The organism is Paenibacillus sp. Soil724D2, from assembly GCF_001427935.1.
In the GTDB taxonomy this organism is placed as follows: Bacteria; Bacillota; Bacilli; order Paenibacillales; family NBRC-103111; genus Paenibacillus_E.
This window is the reverse complement of sequence record NZ_LMRY01000001.1, coordinates 1-17,212: the sequence shown is the minus strand read 5'-3', so window position 1 is coordinate 17,212 and position 17,212 is coordinate 1. Positions and strand designations below refer to the sequence as shown.

Annotated in this window: 16 protein-coding genes and 1 pseudogene; 15 read left to right on the top strand and 2 right to left on the bottom strand. The window is 41.1% G+C overall.

The genetic code is table 11. The annotated features are described in order from the left end of the window. Nucleotides 1–79: 79 nt before the first annotated feature. The 12 genes from ASG85_RS00075 (at nt 80) to ASG85_RS00020 (ending at nt 13,130) form a co-directional block, all read left to right on the top strand. Nucleotides 80–667: a hypothetical protein gene (locus ASG85_RS00075; RefSeq protein WP_057301416.1), complete on the top strand. Its 588-nt coding sequence runs from the start codon at nt 80–82 to the stop codon at nt 665–667. Nucleotides 668–781: 114 nt separating this feature from the next. Beyond that, the gene (locus ASG85_RS00070) at nt 782–1,309 is read left to right on the top strand and encodes a GNAT family N-acetyltransferase (protein WP_057301415.1); all 528 of its coding nucleotides are present in this window, start codon (nt 782–784) and stop codon (nt 1,307–1,309) included. A gap of 467 nt (nt 1,310–1,776) precedes the next feature. Next, a complete protein-coding gene (locus tag ASG85_RS00065; protein ID WP_057301414.1) occupies nt 1,777–2,133 on the top strand; it encodes a hypothetical protein in 357 nt (118 codons plus the stop codon). A gap of 71 nt (nt 2,134–2,204) precedes the next feature. After that, a complete protein-coding gene (locus ASG85_RS00060) occupies nt 2,205–2,621 on the top strand; it encodes an Rrf2 family transcriptional regulator (protein ID WP_057301413.1) in 417 nt (138 codons plus the stop codon). Nucleotides 2,622–2,729: 108 nt separating this feature from the next. Next, nucleotides 2,730–3,596: an SDR family oxidoreductase gene (locus ASG85_RS00055; protein WP_060645080.1), complete on the top strand. Its 867-nt coding sequence runs from the start codon at nt 2,730–2,732 to the stop codon at nt 3,594–3,596. A gap of 135 nt (nt 3,597–3,731) precedes the next feature. After that, nucleotides 3,732–5,804 (top strand): right-handed parallel beta-helix repeat-containing protein, encoded by a 2,073-nt coding sequence (locus tag ASG85_RS00050; protein WP_060645079.1) that lies wholly within the window; start codon nt 3,732–3,734, stop codon nt 5,802–5,804. A gap of 30 nt (nt 5,805–5,834) precedes the next feature. Next, nucleotides 5,835–8,171, top strand: a complete 2,337-nt coding sequence (locus ASG85_RS00045) for a helix-turn-helix domain-containing protein (RefSeq protein ID WP_060645078.1) — start codon at nt 5,835–5,837, stop codon at nt 8,169–8,171. A 187-nt stretch (nt 8,172–8,358) separates the two neighbouring features. Then, a complete protein-coding gene (locus tag ASG85_RS00040; protein ID WP_060645077.1) occupies nt 8,359–9,303 on the top strand; it encodes an ABC transporter permease in 945 nt (314 codons plus the stop codon). Between the two features lie 13 nt (nt 9,304–9,316). Further along, a complete protein-coding gene (locus ASG85_RS00035) occupies nt 9,317–10,207 on the top strand; it encodes a carbohydrate ABC transporter permease (protein ID WP_060645076.1) in 891 nt (296 codons plus the stop codon). A 74-nt stretch (nt 10,208–10,281) separates the two neighbouring features. Beyond that, nucleotides 10,282–11,832: an ABC transporter substrate-binding protein gene (locus ASG85_RS00030; RefSeq protein ID WP_060645075.1), complete on the top strand. Its 1,551-nt coding sequence runs from the start codon at nt 10,282–10,284 to the stop codon at nt 11,830–11,832. 168 nt (nt 11,833–12,000) lie between these two features. Beyond that, nucleotides 12,001–12,219 carry a hypothetical protein gene (locus ASG85_RS00025; RefSeq protein WP_060645074.1) on the top strand — a complete coding sequence of 73 codons (219 nt, stop codon included), beginning with the start codon at nt 12,001–12,003 and terminating at the stop codon, nt 12,217–12,219. 104 nt (nt 12,220–12,323) lie between these two features. Continuing rightward, entirely contained in the window at nt 12,324–13,130 is an 807-nt protein-coding gene (locus ASG85_RS00020) for a uroporphyrinogen-III synthase (RefSeq protein WP_060645073.1), read from the top strand. A gap of 31 nt (nt 13,131–13,161) precedes the next feature. Here ASG85_RS00020 and ASG85_RS38935 read toward each other — a convergent pair. Continuing rightward, a pseudogene (locus ASG85_RS38935) lies at nt 13,162–13,263 on the bottom strand (oxidoreductase); the annotation flags it as partial. 21 nt (nt 13,264–13,284) lie between these two features. On the opposite strand from ASG85_RS38935, the gene ASG85_RS39785 reads away from it, so the two are divergent. The 3 genes from ASG85_RS39785 to ASG85_RS00010 all read left to right on the top strand — a co-directional run bounded on the left by ASG85_RS39785 (nt 13,285) and on the right by ASG85_RS00010 (nt 15,412). Beyond that, nucleotides 13,285–13,623, top strand: a complete 339-nt coding sequence (locus tag ASG85_RS39785) for a class I SAM-dependent methyltransferase (protein ID WP_082587932.1) — start codon at nt 13,285–13,287, stop codon at nt 13,621–13,623. 108 nt (nt 13,624–13,731) lie between these two features. After that, nucleotides 13,732–14,106: a Rid family detoxifying hydrolase gene (locus tag ASG85_RS00015; RefSeq protein ID WP_060645072.1), complete on the top strand. Its 375-nt coding sequence runs from the start codon at nt 13,732–13,734 to the stop codon at nt 14,104–14,106. A gap of 565 nt (nt 14,107–14,671) precedes the next feature. Further along, complete coding sequence (locus ASG85_RS00010) at nt 14,672–15,412, top strand: phospholipase D-like domain-containing protein (RefSeq protein WP_060645071.1); 741 nt, start codon at nt 14,672–14,674, stop codon at nt 15,410–15,412. Nucleotides 15,413–15,627: 215 nt separating this feature from the next. Here the strand turns inward: ASG85_RS00010 and ASG85_RS00005 are convergent, their stop codons facing one another. Next, on the bottom strand, nt 15,628–17,082 hold the full coding sequence (locus tag ASG85_RS00005; protein WP_060645070.1) for a transposase: 1,455 nt from the start codon (nt 17,080–17,082) through the stop codon (nt 15,628–15,630). Between the last annotated feature and the right edge of the window lie 130 nt (nt 17,083–17,212).

The following is a 17,212-nucleotide window of genomic DNA, read 5'->3' as shown; positions in this document are numbered from 1 at the left end:
TGCTCTGTATTCTGTGATTTCCCACCGTGTAATCTAAATAGCAGAGAAGCACAAATTCGATTTTGGAGGATGAGGTAAAATGAATGAGAAGCAAATTATCAAATGGTTAGGCATGATCTGTATCCTGGCAGGGATTACACGAATGGGAATGACACCAGCTTCAATTATTTGGGGGACAGACAGCACGCAAGAGCTGACAACGGGCTTGATTGCTTGTATTTTAATGTCAGTCGGGACGATCGTCACCTATATGGTACAATCGCGTGAAACGGGAGTCACCGGATTCATTACGACACTTTTTATCATTGTGGGGAACATTTTAACGACTGCGATGCTGTGGTCCCAATTTGCAGCAGGCGGGGCGGAAGCGGTCATGCCAGAGAGTACTTTAGTTAACATCTCTAGAATGTTTGGCATGCTTGGTTTCATGGGCGGCACCTTGTTATTCGTGATATTGACATTCCGGGCTAAAGTGTTTCCGCGCTGGGTTCCCGGATTATTCTTGCTTATGATTCTCTCCATGGTCATTCCAGTGGCAGATAATAAATGGTTTGCCTTCTTCTGGGGATTAACTTACGTAGGGATGGGATACAGCATCTGGGCAAACAAATTAAACACATCAACTGTGAAATCAGTGAATCGTGCTTCTGATGTTATGAATACGTAAATAGTTAGTCCGATAGTCGTAGGGCCTCCATTAGAGGACTACGGCTGTTTTCAATTTCTGGTACAATGAAAGAGAACTAATTATGACATGATATCCTTACTAGGAGTGATAATGATGCTAAATCGAACGAACGATTCAAAGGTGCGGATCGAGCCATGGGCAGAGTCGGATCTTGCATTGTTGTATCGCATGAATGCACCTGAGATGTTGGAGCACTTGGGTGGTCCGGAGACGGAAGAACAAATTCTGGCGCGCCACAAACGTTACGTCGAGATTGGAGGAAGGGGGAATGGCCGGATGTTCAGCATCGTCCTGCTTCCGGAATTAGAAAAGGTCGGCAACATTGGGTACTGGGAACGTGTCTGGCAGGAAGAGACCGTTTATGAGATCGGTTGGGGGGTTCTGCCAACTTACCAAGGCAGAGGTATAGCAAGCGCGGCAACTGCGGCGGCTGTTGCCAGTGCAAGAGCGGAACAGAAGAACAGGTACATTCACGCGTTCCCGTCGGTCGACAACCCCGCATCTAATGCCATTTGCCGGAAACTAGACTTCACGTTCAACGCCGAGTGCAGCTTCGAGTACCCTCCCGGGAGCTTTATGAGATGCAACGACTGGAGATTGGACCTTACTGCAGCAACATAGGATGGAGCACCTTGAGAACTACATACATTAATGAATAATCAACAGCGGTGCATAAACTCTTTTTATAAAATGAACGTGAATAATTTGATTCCGATAAGCCATAATACTTATGACGGTGAAACAAGAGAGGTGTGGTTCCGTTGTACATTCAACGAGATAAATACCAGGGAAGTTGTTTTTGAATCCGTATAGAAGCGAGGAGATGTGCCGCAAACACTTAGTGTAGTACTTGTACTGCAATAATGGATGAGGTATAGACCAAGCCAAGTAAGGATCAAGGCATAAGTACCATCAATCAATTCACCGTCAAGAAGAACTCCGAAAGGAGTTCTTTTTCTTTTTAACAAACATAATCATGAGCCACAATCCCTAAATTATTTATAAAATATGTGAACGATTTTTCATACTCAGTCGTACTATAGGTGTTTCCACAAGAAAATCTAAAATATAAAGCGGAGGTAATCAATATGGCTAGAACAATTGAATTTTCGAATGATGCACTTATTCTTCATCTCTCGGGATTGACAAGTGCTGCGGCTTTGAAACAACGTGTTGAAATTCCGTATTCGGATATAATGAATGTTTCAATAGATGACTTTAAGTTATCCATGTTTCAAATTAGAGTAGGTACTTCAATCGCTGATATTAGAGAAGGACGTTTTCTGATCGGAGATAGATGGTGTTTCATTTCCTATGAGAATCATAAGGATGTCGTCATCCTTGAATTAAATAATCATCAATTTGGAAAAGTTGTTTTCCAAATTGAGGATCCTCTGGAAATCAAAGAACGTATTTTGGAACATAGAACGAACAAAACGATTTAACTGAAATGACAACAAGCTTGACTTTGAAACTGGTTAGAACTATACTGGTTACAACGAGTAGGTGATGATGAATGAAACAGATTAGCAGTCGCTTTTCGATAGCTGTTCATATCCTGTCGTTAATTGCGACAATTCCAACGGAATGTACAGGTGATTTCATAGCTGGCAGCGTGAATACGAATCCTGTCATCATTCGCAAAATTATTGGGATGCTGAAGAAGGCAGGACTCGTTGAAGTACGTGCTGGAGTTGGCGGAACTTCGCTGTGTAAGGATACAGATCAAATTACATTACTTGATGTATACCGGGCAGTGAAAGTGATCGAGAATGGGGAATTGTTTAATTTCCACAACCATCCTAACCCCAATTGTACGGTAGGGAGAAATATTGAATCAGCCCTTCGTGCAGAAATGCGCGATGCTCAAACCGCGATGGAACAAAAATTGTCAAACGTTTCCTTGCAACAGCTGATATCTAATTTTAAATAAAAATAGCTCTTAAATGAGCTAATTTTTATAATTTAGTTGTAACTGAAATAGTTATAACCAAAGTGATTCTAACTCATTAATAAATAATCCGATGGAGGTTTTTAACAAATGAAAATTCTAGTAACTGGTGCTACGGGACAATTAGGATCAAAAGTGGTGGAGGCTTTACTTGCATCTGTACCAGCTGAAAAATTAGCTGTTAGCGTAAGAGATACGGAGAAAGCAACCGAATTAAGTTCTCGGGGAGTTGAAGTACGCCATGGTGATTTTGATGATCCAGCATCTCTTGATAAAGCGTTCGCTGATGTTGACCGCCTGCTTATCGTTTCGACGCAAGGGGATAACGAAACTCGAATTCGTCAACATTTAGCTGCTGTATCCGCGGCTGAGCGCGCTGGGGTTGGTTTCATCGCGTATACTAGTGCCACAAACGCAGAGGAAAGCTCTCTCTTTCTCGTGCCAGTGCATCGTGCGACAGAGCAAGCGATTCGCAAAACGGGAATTCCATACTCATTCCTGCGTAATAACTGGTACATTGAGAATGAGATTGGAACGATACAAGGGGTATTGGCGGGTGCACCGCTCGTGACTTCTGCAGGAGCCGGCAAGGTAGGGTGGGCTTCTCGCGGGGATTATGCACAAGCGGCAGCAAATGTGCTTGCAGGTAACGGACATGAGAATACCGTTTATGAGCTATCAGGCACACTGATCACACATGAAGAACTCGCGGCGGTTCTGTCTAAGGTCCTTGATCGTGAGGTTCCAATTCAGCAAGTTGACGATGAGACTTACGGTAAAATCATGGTCGGTGCAGGGGTTCCTGAGCAAGTCGTTCCCATTCTTGTTGCTATCCAAAGCGCGATTAGAGATGGCGTTCTAGAACTAAAGAGCAACGATCTTCAGACACTTCTTGGTCGCCCGGTTACACCACTTAGCGAGGCGATTGAAGTCATTGTGAGCGGATTGAAGTCATAAAACGAGCATCAGCCGCAGTCTTTTATAGACTGCGGCTTTTTGTGAATATTGGGCAAAAAAACATAATTTCAGGATGGCATAAATGGGGGGAGTCGGTCATAAATAAGGGTATCATGTGTATAAAGGAGATTCCTCATGTCCCATGCAGCAATATTAGTTGTAGCGCCGAATGGTAATGACAATCATTCTGGCAGTAAAGAGGCTCCCTTCTTAACCATTAATAAAGCTCAGAATGTGGTACGTGAATGTATTAAAGACGGCATGTCTCAGGATATAACGGTATATCTTCGCGGGGGAACTTATTATGTAGATGAAACCCTGCAGTTTGACGACCGTGATTCTGGTCGAGATGGATTCCGAGTATCTTATCGTAACTTTCCAGGTGAAGCACCGCTATTAGTTGGCGGAAAACAGATTTCCCATTGGGAGTCTTATAAGGATAGCATTTGGAGAGCAATGGTTGGACAAGGTTGCAGCTTTCATACGCTTTATGCAGACGGAGATCGTATCCCAAAAGCTAGACTTCCAGCTAACGGTTATTTTCAAGTAGACGAATCAGGTGAATCCTACCATGAAGGGTTCAAGTTCCATCTAGACGAAATTCCTTTTGGAAGCGATCTTACGAATGCGCAGGTATTTATTTGGCCAGGAAGAGGAGAATGGAATTGGTTCTCGGAGATGAGAGCGATTGATTCGATTGACTATGATAAGCGTTTTGTGAGATTCAAAGATCCTTCTATCTGGGATATTGGTGTTGGTTCACGCTATTACATACAAGGCTCACTCCATTTCCTACGGTCACCAGAGCAATTTCATCTGGATGAAACGGAGGGTTGGCTCTATTACCGTCCCAAGAGTGGTAAGCCTTTACATCAAAAGATTATTGCACCGACCGTCACAAGGCTTATAGAGCTGAAAGGAAGCAATCACGAAAGCCAGGTACAGCATCTAACGTTTTCGGGTTTGAATTTGTCTTGTACGGACTTTTTTGATGAATATAAAATGATTCAAGAAGAGCCGGGATTAGACAATGTTGAAAGAGATGAGCACAGAGAAGGTTTAATCTATATCAATTACGCAGAGGATATAGAAATTTCCCATTGCCAGATAGGGAACTCGGGAAGCTGTGGAATCTTTATGGATCATTACGCTCAAAACATCACCATTGATGGCAATCATATCGAGCATCTGGGTTATATCGGGATTTGTGCTTCAGGCTTTTCCCCTATTCAAGGATCTTTTACAACTGCTGAGGCCTCTTTTACGAACAAAGGACATAGGATTACCAATAACCATATCAAACATGGAGGCGAACTGGTGGGGCATGGCTGCGGGATCTTGTTATACCAAAGCGGAGATAATGATATCTCCCATAACACCATTGCTCATATGCCGCGCTACGGGATTTCTCTCAAAGGATTAAGACACAAAGTCATGCCGTTGGCCCTGTACGGGATTCCGGTTACTTGGGAAAATCATTGGGATTTTCTTCATACAAGAAATAATCGCATTGCTTATAATGATATATCCAATGTGATGACAGATAGTCAAGATGGCGGATTAATTGAATCTTGGGGCGTAGGCATAGGGAATGTTATTCACGGCAATCACTTACATCATAGCGGCATTCATTTTTCCTACGGGTTCGGTATTTACTTAGACGATGCGTCTGATTATTTTACAGTAACTAATAATGTACTAAGTCATCTGTACAGCACAGGAGAAGGAAAACTCTGGATGTTGATTTTCTCAAAAGGAATCGGTAACCGGATTCAAGGTAATTTGCTTGTCTCCAACCCGCATGCAATTGCTGCCATTGGGACTCAGGAGATGGCGGGGGAAGAAAATAAGAACATTGTGGTGGATGGAAACATCGTGTATAACTCCGGCTACTTATATTATTTTGTAAATTGGCGTGAGGATAAGTTTGCTGCTGCTGACCATAATTTGTATTGGAGAGATGATGGCCTATGCAAGGTCGCCGGTAAATTGCCATTAGATCCATGCGGACAAGATCGCCTCGGTAGAAGTGAATATGACTGGGAGGCGTGGCGATTGTTATTGAATGGTAAATTTGACGGGCACACGTTAATCGCGGATCCATTATTCATCCATGTTGCTGAAGGAGATTATAGGCTCCAACCGAATTCTCCTGCGTATAGGTTGGGTTGGGTGAACATCGACTTCGGGAAAATAGGACCACAGTAAAATCGCAGCATCATAGGGGGCTTGGTGCGTGTGAAAGTATTTGGGTTTTATAAATCCAAAAAATATTTGCAGCGAGTTCTGATCTCTATCATGCTGTCTTTGGTTATTGTGCTGATGGCCTCGACTCTTGCTAATACGTATATTTTAGAGAAATCGGTTAAAAGCATTCAGGAAGAATCGAATCTAAAAGTGCTCACACAATTTCAATACAATTTTTCATATATGAACGAAGTCATTACCCATTTATCGTATTTCGTCATTAAGGACAATCTTCTAATTCCACTAATGTTTGATGATATGTTGCCCAAAATGGACTTGATTCGGGGTTATCAAAGAATGACGAACATAATGGAAAGCTCATCCTTTTTACATTCCATGGCCATCTATAATCACTCCCAGAATGAAATTTACGGAACCACAAGCAATTTTTTGCTTGATGGAGGCGTTACGAAAAAAAAGATTCGGGATTGGCTGCTCGATCCATCGCAACCGCATTTAACGTCTAGGCTCATTCCTGTCAACTTAGAGAAAGAGGATGGGCAAATCGATACGTTTGCATTCATCGTCACCGATTCGTTCAAGCCTTTCTCTAGCCATGAATCAGCCATTATTTTCTATATTAAATCGGATTGGGTATTTGATAGCTTGAAGAAGATGAATGTCAGGAGTAATCGCGATCAGGGCGATCTTCTCATAGCGGACCGAGAAGGACGGCTATATTCGTCGAAGATCAATAATACGTATGTCAACGAAGTAAACAGTTTGAGAATCCAACAAATGATAACGAGCAGCAATGGAGATTTGAAGCGTCCGTCGGGGTTTGTCATAGGTGACATTGCTGGTGTAAAAAGCATGGTCACCTATTTGGAGGATCCTATTCCTGATTGGACAATCCTCTATATTCAGTCCTATGAGAAATTGATGGAAGATGTCACGAAGACGAGAGTGAAATCGTTTGGCATTTCAGGCGTATTTCTGCTTATGGCGATAGGATTATCCATTTGGTTGTCCTATAAGCTGTATCACCCAATTGAAGATATGCTCAAACGAATACGAGATCACACGACAGGGAAGAGTCAGCCCGGGTTACTCGAAGGCGACGAGTTCGATGTGATGAGTGAGCGTTATTTGAAATTATCTGAGAAGCTTCACGAGATCAGCTCCGAGCAAATCGTCAACAAATATTATATTCGTAAGTTTTTAACGGACAGTCAAATGTATTCGCATCATGATATCGTGAACCTTATTGAGAAGCATAATCTACATATTTCCGTTAGGCACGAAATTCGAGTGTGTGTGCTTCGCATCGATCATTTCATGACCTATGACAGAAACACAACAGCTTCCACCAAGAAAATGTATAGTTTCGCCATTGTGAATATTGCACAAGAAATCATGATAAAGGCTTATCCATGTGAGGCAGTGGAAGTTTGGGGAGATCACGTTGTCCTCATTGTATCTATGTGTGGCAGCTCAACAAATGCGGTTAGTGAGCAAGTCGTTCATCTTATTAGGGAAATTCAATTAACTATTGGTCATTATTACGGTTTATCTCTCTCCTGCGGCATAAGTGACAAGATCTCACAGCTGGATCATTTGTCGGCGGGCTACACACAGGCTTTGAATAACAGTTTGTACAAAATTATTTTTGGCTACAGGTCGATCATTACAACCGATGCTATTAAAGAAAATCTAACCAATTCGCTCGTATCCATACCCGATATCATCGAGAGAAAGTTGTCAGAAGCATTGAAGAAAGGGCAAATGACGGAAGCGGGTATCGAACTGGAAAAAGCCTTCTCACTTGTTACTAAATTCAATTATGACGATATACATCGGGCAGTAAATAATTTGGCTTGGGTGATCAAAAATACAGCATTAGAAATAATGGACAATCGTGTCTCCAAATTTGCCTTGAATATGGATTACATCCACCACATTCCGCAGGAAAAAGAAACATTGGAGGAAATGTATCTCACCCTATTGTCTTTATGCGCGAAAATAATTGAAGGCCAAAGACCGGGGACTACGGAGCGTAACGACCTGATTCTCGAAACTATGAAAGAATTGATCCATCAAAAGTATTCGGACGTGAACCTTGGCCAGCAATCGATCGCATTGACTGTCAAGTTATCTTCCGCCTATATTGGCAAACTGTTTAAGGAAAGCTTCAAGATGACCATCACGGAGTATATCAATGAGGTCCGTTTGAGGCATGCACAGATCCTGTTGGAAAGCGGTAATCATACTGTTCTTGAAATTATGGAAAAATGCGGTTATTCAAATCCAAGTTACTTTTTCCGTTTGTTCAAGGCCAAATTTGGCAGCACACCGAAGGAATATCGTATGAAAAAATCAATTTCATGATTAGCAGCATGCAGAACCGCCACTTCTAACACCAATAGGTGAACGGAAGGCGGTTTTTTTCATCTATCCAAGTAAAAAGTGCATGAATTCAAACATTTTACACATGGATCGTACATCTTTTCGAACATCGTATTCTATATATTCACATGTAAACCTGCCATGATAAGCCTTAGGAGGGAGGATCGCGATGAATAAAACACACAAGGTCAAAAAACGATGGTTCATCCAAGAATTTCTACACCTACGTAAAAATCGAGAGCTGCTGCTGCTTGCTACACCCGGTATTTTATTCGAACTCATCATTGCCTATGTGCCTATGGTTGGTTTAATTTTAGCATTCAAATATTTTAGGTATGATAAGGGCATTTTTGGCAGCCAATGGGTAGGACTCAAAAATTTTGAATTTATAGTTAAATCGCAAGATGCCTGGAGAATCATTCGAAATACGTTATTATACAACATCACTTATATCCTGCTTGGAACGATTGTAGCTCTGCTCTTCGCGCTTCTACTTAACGAGGTGAGCGGACGAATGGTCAAGATTTACCAGACCACCATGTTTCTCCCTTACTTCATTTCGCTCGTACTTGTTGGTTACATTACGTATGCATTCTTGGATCATAAGAACGGTTACCTTAACGCTTTATTTAAATGGTTTGGACTTGAGCCGCATAAATGGTACTTTGAGACGACGCCATGGATGTTTATTTTACCTCTCGTTGCTATATGGAAGGGGGTCGGATTCTCGACTTTAATCTATTACGCCGGGATTATAGGTATCCATAGCGATTACTATGAAGCTGCAAAATTGGATGGGGCTTCGCGGATACAGATGATGGCTCGTATTACGCTGCCGCTGCTGAAGCCTTTAATTATCATTGTGTTTATATTAGGGCTTGGTAATATCTTCAGAGGTGATTTCGGCCTGCATTATTTTGTGCCTAATAATGTAGGTGCGAATTTGGCGACGACGGATATCATTGACACTTATGTGTATCGAGCTCTTTCAAAGCTGGGTGACATTAATTCCGGAGCAGCAGTGGGGTTCCTTCAATCCGTGGTTGGTTTAATAACCATACTGACTGCAAATTTCATCGTACGCCGAGTTGATAAAGATAACGCGTTATTTTAGATGGAGGAGCACTATGGAAAAAGTGAATAGAAATCAACAATCGAATTGGGTGATTAACGGATTTTTCATCATCGTTTGTCTATTGATTGCGGTGCCTTTCTTCCTTGTTATTGCCGTATCCGTGACTTCAGAAAACAGCTTACTTCAAAATGGTTATCGCTTTATTCCGAAAGAATTGAGCTTGGAAGCCTTTCGGATCGTATTGAAAACGCCGGACCTCCTGCTTAAGGGTTATGGCGTGACGATTGGTATCACTGTGATCGGTACGATCCTATCACTCCTATTGACAGCAATGACAGCGTACCCAATCTCACGCAGGGATTTCCATTATAACCGGCCATTAACTTTTTACATTTTTTTTACGATGCTTTTTAATGGGGGAATAATCCCTTTTTACATCCTGATGACCCAATATCTACACTTGAAAAATTCATTAATGGCATTAATTATTCCTTTGATGCTGAACCCTTTTAACATCATGATCATGAAAGGTTATCTGGATAAAATCTCGATCGAAATCATTGAGTCCGCTAAAATTGACGGCTCTGGTGAGCTCCGTATTTTCTTTCGCATTGTACTGCCGCTTTCAACGCCAGCGCTCGCGACACTTGGTTTATTCATATCTTTTGCCTATTGGAATGATTGGTTTAATGCCTTGCTGTTCATCGACAATGAAAAGTATGTCCCTCTTCAGCTGCTGCTGGTAAGAATCTTATCTCAAATTGAGTTTTTAGCAAACTCTCCATTAGCCGAGGCGGCAAGTAAGCTACAATTCGCGAACTTCCCGACTTTATCGGTGAGGATGGCAATGGCTATTCTGGCGGGTGGTCCTATGCTGATCATCTTTCCGTTTTTCCAAAAGTATTTTGTGAAAGGGATCACGGTGGGATCGTTAAAGAGTTAGGAGGGGAGGTGAAAGGTAAGTAAGCTTCACCGTTTGTTACTTTTCTGGGGTAAACAAAAATGGAGGTGTCTATTTTGAAAAATGGTAGAAAATCAAAACGAACACTGCTTGCTTTTTTCCTTCTTTGTTTCAGTCTTGTCATTGGCTGTACAAAGACCAACACGGTTATTGAATCTATGACTCCAAACGCTTCACCAACCGGATCTACAGCACCGGCTGCAACTCCTACAACAAGTAAACTACCGGATGTAAAACTGACTTTTTATTACCCAAGCAATCCTCCGGGAAAAGATCAGCAGCTGGTTAATGATGAAATCAATAAATATTTAAAAAGCAAAATTAATGCAACGGTAGATTTGAAGCCGCTTTCATTTGATGAATACGATCCCAAATTAAATACGATTATGGCTTCAGGGGAAGCATTCGACCTCGCATGGGGTTCGAAATATTGGCTATTGGGTTATCAGCCGAACATCGATAAAGGTGCTCTTTTGGAAATAAGGGATGATATGATCAAAAAATTTGCGCCTGAAGCTCGTAAAAACATACCAGATAAATTCTGGCCGGATATGAAGGCAGCCGACGGCAAAGTATACGGATTCCCTGTTTACCAAATCGCAGCCAAGACGAAAAGCCTTGTGATCCAAAAACAGTACGTCGACAAATATAAATTGGATATCAACTCGATCAAAACCTATAAGGACATAGAGCCGTTCTTAAAAACCTTGAAAGAAAACGAGAAGGACGTCATACCTTTTGGAATGGCACAGAACTCATGGGGACTTTATACGGACCCAGGTTTAGTCGGGGCGGACGGTCTTGCTGTGGTTTTCAAAAAGGATGATAAAGACTATAAAAGCTTAACGAAAATCGAACAACTTCAGAATAAGAAAGAATACTTCACTACTATGCACAAATGGTACCAGGCCGGTTATATCAACGAGGATGCTCCTCTTCTCAAAAATATTACGGATCTGAAGAAGAAAGGCAAAGTTGCTGTTGGTATTGAGTTTACAACGAAGCCTGGCGGAGAAGCTGATGAAATGAACAACAACGGAGGTAACGAGGTTATCTACGTTCCAATTTCGGACTCGTATTTTACCGGTATTGCTAGCGCTATGCAAGTGATAAGTAAAACATCCAAAAATCCGGATCGAGCGCTTATGTTAATCAATCTTCTCAATACAGATAAAGTGTTATACAATTTGATAGCAAACGGGATTGAAGGTAAGCATTATATCAAAAAAGATGACAAATATATTGAACCCATAAAAGATTCCGGTTATGCTCCGAATGTTGACTGGGTATTTGGCAATCAATTCAATGCGTACTTAAAAGGGAAACAAACCCCTGACGTATGGGAGAAAACTATCAAACTAAATGACAGTGCGATGGTACCTGCTTCTTACGGATTTGGTGTTAATAAGGATTCAATTAAATCGGAGGAAGCAAATACAACTGCCGTGAACAACGAGTTCCAAGTCGCACTCGAAACAGGGGCGGTGGATCCAAACGACATACTGCCTAAATACATTGACAAGTTAAAAGCTGCTGGCCAAGATAAGATAGAAGTTGAAACTACAAAACAATGGCAAGCGTTTCTTAAAGAAAAAGGATTGAAATAATTTATGTAGCATTCATTAATCCACACCCGAAAAGAACTCCGGAAGGAGTTCTTTTTGATATATAATTGGATGGTATAAAAAGTGCCAAAGTGGTTGATGAATTTAAGATCAAAATCTTATATAATTTTCACCGAAGGACCCATTTTACAAAAAAAAGGTGGTTATTATATGAATATGTATATCTATTTTGGGATATTTTCAATCATACTATTATTTGGTTTAGTCGTTACCTTTATGGTTGGTTTTTCTCGTAAGAATCGTGAAGGTGATCAAACCTATTTCCAAAAAACAGAGGTAAAATGGGTTCGGCTTACATCTTTTTATGTGATTTCAATTGCTGCAGGATTGTTAGCCTTGCTAGCGTATATTCGTTATTCGATCGGATAAAAATGACCACGCCTTCGCTACTCAATGCGAAGCGTGGTCATTTTAAAATTACTTGAAAACTAGTACTATTAAAGGGACGACATTCAGAGGGGGATTTATAGAAAATGAAAAAGCTTAACAACAAGAAAATCGTAATCGCTGGCTCAAGAAAAACAGAGGAAATGAGTCTATTAATTGAAAAGCAGGGGGGTATCCCTGTCATTCGTCCTTTGCAAGGCCTTTTATATTTTGATGAGTTGGCAATAAAACAAGAATTATTATTTTGCGTGAATAATAAGATTGATTGGTTTGTTCTTACGACAGGCACTGGAACAGATACACTGCTGGGTGCTGCAGAACGGTTAGGAATTCACGCAACTTTGATTCGAATAATGAAAGAAGCGAACGTAGCAGCACGCGGATATAAGACGTATGCTTTACTTAAGAAGTTGGATATTAAACCTGAAATTGTTGATGAAGATGGAACAACACAAGGTTTAATTCGAAGTATGGACCATTGCGATTTCGCGGGCAAAACAGTAGTTATCCAGTTACATGGTGAACCACAACCCAATCTGATCCAATTCTTAGAGAATCGGGGGGCGAATGTTCTTCAATTGCTGCCTTATCGGCATGTAGAACCGGAATCATCCACTTTGGAGACATTGTGTCACGAGCTTTCAACGAAATCGATAGATGCTGTTTGTTTTACTACCGCGGTGCAGGTGCGATATTTGTTTGAATATGCCAAACGTCAAGGGATCGCGGATATAGTTCGAGAATCATTCAGGACACGAGTAAATGCAGTAGCAGTCGGCAAAGTAACGGAAGAGGCTTTGAGAGAAGAAGGTTTGGACCACGTTATAGTACCTGAAATCGAACGGATGGGGGCCATGGTTATTGAATTAGTCAAGTATTATGAAAATCAATAGTTACTTTGATTCGGTCCAAACAGGTTTAATACGATGACGCCAACCCGTAAAGTACACCATTAATATTATTGACATTGATCATGCGATCCCATTCATCTACCTTCAATTTTTTGAAGAAAGAGAGCGGCATGATTTTGAACAGAGATTAACGAGCATGCTGCCAACGTTTAATTCTGTCTTAGACGCAGGCTGCGGTCACGGGGAATTTACTAGGAAGATGGGGAGGATTGGAAATGTTATCACAGGTTTTGATAATTCATTAGAAATGATAAACATTGCTACATCAAGTATAGAGGAAGCTCCTTGTGATAACGTTAAATTTGTTTATTGTTCTACCAAGGAGGAACTCCCTTTTTATAACGATCAATTTCATTTAATTTACAATCGAAGAGGCCCAACTTCCATATTAAATCATAGCAGAATCCTAAAAAGCGAGCACAATATTCGGTATTCACCTGGGAATCTCGGATTATACAACTCCAACAATGAGTAACGAGCTTCAACAAAAGTTCAAAGAAAATTTAATTAATGGAAATATCGGTTTTAGAGAGTATAAATATATTTGGAAAGCTACTAAACCATAACTGTTTGGAGGTATACCATGAAAGAAGTTATTTTTACAGAGAAAGCACAAAACCCAGGGGGAATGCCCTATTCGCAGGCAATTAAAGCAGGTAATACGGTATACGTAGCTGGACAAGGACCTTTTGATCCTGAAACTGGTAGGGTAGTAGGAAGTACTTTGGATGAACAAGCGAGAAGGGCATTAGAAAACCTGAAAGCAATTTTAGAAGAATCGGGCGCTGCTTTGAAAGATGTTGTTAAAGTAACTGTCTTCCTTGGAGAAGTAGCAGGCTTCGATGAATTTAATTTGATTTACAAAGACTACTTTTCTAAACCATACCCAGCACGAACCATAGGACCATCAAATATGGGTTTTATGGTTCAGATTGATGCTATAGCTGTGATTGAATAGTAGAGTAATGAAAGAATGTGAACTAATTGAATAAAAAGATACTGCAGATTTTAATAGGTTTATGTTGTTCGCCGTTGATATTTGTAGCAATGTAATTTGATTATTTTTATAAAATTTCATATTTTTATTTCATAGCTAGTGTAGTTCCATTCATATTTATTAGAAATTATAAAAACATACTAATAGGTTTCATTTTATCATGCATAGTTTCTATTCTACTGGTAAATATGTATATCCCAAAAACAGAAACTTTCTTTAAACCATTTGGTCAAATTCTAGAGTTGTTGGTAGTGATGGAAGCAATTATTTTTGGACTCATGCAGTTAGTATTCTTATTGTTAATTAACTTTCTTAGGAAATCAAGAAATCAAAGATTTTGATACGGATACCGCTTAATTCCTTAAACAGGAAATAAGCGGTTTTTTATTCAACAGTAAAACTACTTTCCAATAGTTAGTATGCAATTCGTTGCCTTTGTGAATCATAAGAAAAAGCTTTGGTGTGAAAGTTTTCGGATGTTTATTACTATATGTTGTGGCTTGAATATAACTTTGGGGGCTATTTCATGGGGTTTATTGGACTTTATGTTTTGAATACAATCTTTATGTTAATCGTAGCGATCCGTGAAGTACGTCGTCCGGAAAAAGCTTTGAACTGGTTAGCTATAGGTCTGATATTTCCTGTTCTTGGATACGTCATATATCTTATCATTGCCAACCCAATTCATTTTCGTAAAGAGAGACTCACTTCTCCGAACAATGTGTCAGATCCATTGCCTAATTCGTTCAGTCCTGCTTCCTCCATCATCGCTCAATCTGTAAGTCAGTTGACGGTGCATGGACTTAGGAGTGGCCGAGTTCAATTGCTTACGAACGGCATAGAAACCTATTATAAACTTATCGCATCTCTACAGAATGCACAAAGCACCGTGGAAGTGGAGTATTACACATATCGGGATGACCAGATTGGCAAACGAATTACGGATATCCTGATTGAACGAGCCGAAGCTGGCGTGAAGATCCGTTTCATTAGAGACGGATGGGGGAGTAAACAATTTCCAAAACATGTGATCAATCGGATGATGGATGCCGGAATTGAATGCCGGACGATATTTCCATTGAGTTTTCCTTGGATACCCACTTTGACTTATCGGGATCATTGTAAGATTGTCGTCATCGATGGGATCGAAGCTTTCACAGGTGGTATCAATGTAGGGGATGAGTATACAGGATTAAAGCCGGACGTAGGCTTTTGGCGTGATACTCATATGCGATTAGTTGGAGAAGTGAGTCAATTTCATAATTAAATATTGGTTAATGCACGGAGTTCCCCTAGCAGGGTGTCCCTCATTTTTTGAAAATTCGATTTCTAAGCTGCCTCTGCGGATATCTCAATTCGTTTGTTCAGTTTGTACAACAATTTGGTCCTATACAGGCCATGGAGTCAATTTCATAATTAAATATTGGTTAATGCACGGAGTTCCCCTAGCAGGGTGTCCCTCATTTTTTGAAAATTCGATTTCTAAGCTGCCTCTGCGGATATCTCAATTCGTTTGTTCAGTTTGTCTAAAGCAAATTTGCACAAGTTGTAAGCCAACGAACTCAATTGAAAATCGACGGTTGCTCGCAGTCCGCGATGCCGTGTACGTTTCAGACCGAAATATTCTTTCAAATAAGCAAATACACGCTCTACGGCTGTACGTTTTTTATAAAGCTCAATAAAACTCTCGCTACCTCTCGCTGGATACGTGTACTTGCGTAAGTCCTGCTCTATCTTGATTTTGTGGACCTTCTGACAGCCTGACTCCGCCATTGGGCAATTATTGCATTCCTTGGGTCTTGTGAATTTAAGCGTATTATACTTGGGATCAAAGCTGTCGTATCGATAGGAATGGCCTTGCTTGCAAACTGGCTTGAAGTTGCCATCAAATCCTTCCAGTGGTTCGGTATGATGAATGATGTCAATAACAGGATAAGCCCCTAAGGAACGTACAAGTTGATAAACGGTCGTGCAATCGTATCCTTTATCCGCTAACACATGCTTTATTTGCAGCATTGGGAACTTCAGCTGGAGCCCTTTTAAAAGCACAATTGCCATGCGCTGATCGTTGGGGTGTGCCGAGCTAAGTACGCCGGATACCATATACTGGCTGTCTGTATCCACGATTACGTTAGCCTTATATCCATACCAAGACTCTACTTTCCCTTTTGAATTTTTCTTGGAGCAAAAAGACGCATGGCGTGGCATAGCCTCAAGCAACTCTTCGTAGGAGTAAGGCATCATATCTGCGATTTTCTTTTCAAAAGGGCCTAAAGTAGCCTCGTAGGTTTCACGCTCTTTTTTCAATTGCTCCGATTCTTCACGAGTGGGGCGTCCCCTTCGACGCTTAGGCTTCATCTCAAGTTCAGGTTTAAGTTCCCCCTCTGCCTCCCCATCAATGTTCAGTTGGAGCTGTTCTTCTGGTGATTTCGGTGTTTTGCTCTTGCGGCGATGCGCAGCACGCTTAGAAGCTTGTTCTGAGTATTGACAGTCCCATGCTTCTACGGCAGAAGAGTCAACGGCCAAGTGTTTGCCGGCAAGAAACCCTTCTGATATTGCATCCAGTACCAGTTCGTCTTGGGCAGTTTCGATAATTTCTAGCCTGAGCAGCTCATGGATAAGTCTTGAATAAGAGGCTTCGCTTGGCGTACGATCCGATCCAGTAAATCGACATTGCAAACGAAATTCCTCACTGGAGCGAAGGCGGCGGACGATATCCTTTACAAACTCTATTCGCTCTATTTTGCCAATGAGGAGAGAGATGGTCATGGCACGTACGTTCAGCTCTTCGGGACGTCCGCGGTGGGACTTTTTACCGAGAAGCCGAAGCAATGGCCCAAGGTCCAGGTGAACGAATATTTGACTATATCGATCATCTGGATTCATTTTCAATAATTGATCGAAGGAAAATAGCTCTGTTTGTCGAATAGTATACATGAGGAGTCCCCCTTTTTTCTCTCGGTATTTGGTTTCGTCGCCTATTACCTTCGAGATTTGGGGAGGTACTCCTTTTTTTATGCCTTAAAAAGCTAGATGTAACAAGGGTTTGGAATTATGAAATTGACTC

Bases quoted from the DNA above. Each gene is read 5' to 3' on its own strand.
- ASG85_RS00020 (WP_060645073.1), top strand. From the start codon at position 12,324: ATGAAAAAGCTTAACAACAAGAAAATCGTAATCGCTGGCTCAAGAAAA.
- ASG85_RS00035 (WP_060645076.1), top strand. From the start codon at position 9,317: ATGGAAAAAGTGAATAGAAATCAACAATCGAATTGGGTGATTAACGGA.
- ASG85_RS00060 (WP_057301413.1), top strand. From the start codon at position 2,205: ATGAAACAGATTAGCAGTCGCTTTTCGATAGCTGTTCATATCCTGTCG.
- ASG85_RS00025 (WP_060645074.1), top strand. From the start codon at position 12,001: ATGAATATGTATATCTATTTTGGGATATTTTCAATCATACTATTATTT.
- ASG85_RS00065 (WP_057301414.1), top strand. From the start codon at position 1,777: ATGGCTAGAACAATTGAATTTTCGAATGATGCACTTATTCTTCATCTC.
- ASG85_RS00070 (WP_057301415.1), top strand. From the start codon at position 782: ATGCTAAATCGAACGAACGATTCAAAGGTGCGGATCGAGCCATGGGCA.
- ASG85_RS00040 (WP_060645077.1), top strand. From the start codon at position 8,359: ATGAATAAAACACACAAGGTCAAAAAACGATGGTTCATCCAAGAATTT.
- ASG85_RS00075 (WP_057301416.1), top strand. From the start codon at position 80: ATGAATGAGAAGCAAATTATCAAATGGTTAGGCATGATCTGTATCCTG.
- ASG85_RS00005 (WP_060645070.1), bottom strand. From the start codon at position 17,082: ATGTATACTATTCGACAAACAGAGCTATTTTCCTTCGATCAATTATTG.
- ASG85_RS00055 (WP_060645080.1), top strand. From the start codon at position 2,730: ATGAAAATTCTAGTAACTGGTGCTACGGGACAATTAGGATCAAAAGTG.
- ASG85_RS00015 (WP_060645072.1), top strand. From the start codon at position 13,732: ATGAAAGAAGTTATTTTTACAGAGAAAGCACAAAACCCAGGGGGAATG.
- ASG85_RS00050 (WP_060645079.1), top strand. From the start codon at position 3,732: ATGTCCCATGCAGCAATATTAGTTGTAGCGCCGAATGGTAATGACAAT.
- ASG85_RS00010 (WP_060645071.1), top strand. From the start codon at position 14,672: ATGGGGTTTATTGGACTTTATGTTTTGAATACAATCTTTATGTTAATC.
- ASG85_RS39785 (WP_082587932.1), top strand. From the start codon at position 13,285: ATGCTGCCAACGTTTAATTCTGTCTTAGACGCAGGCTGCGGTCACGGG.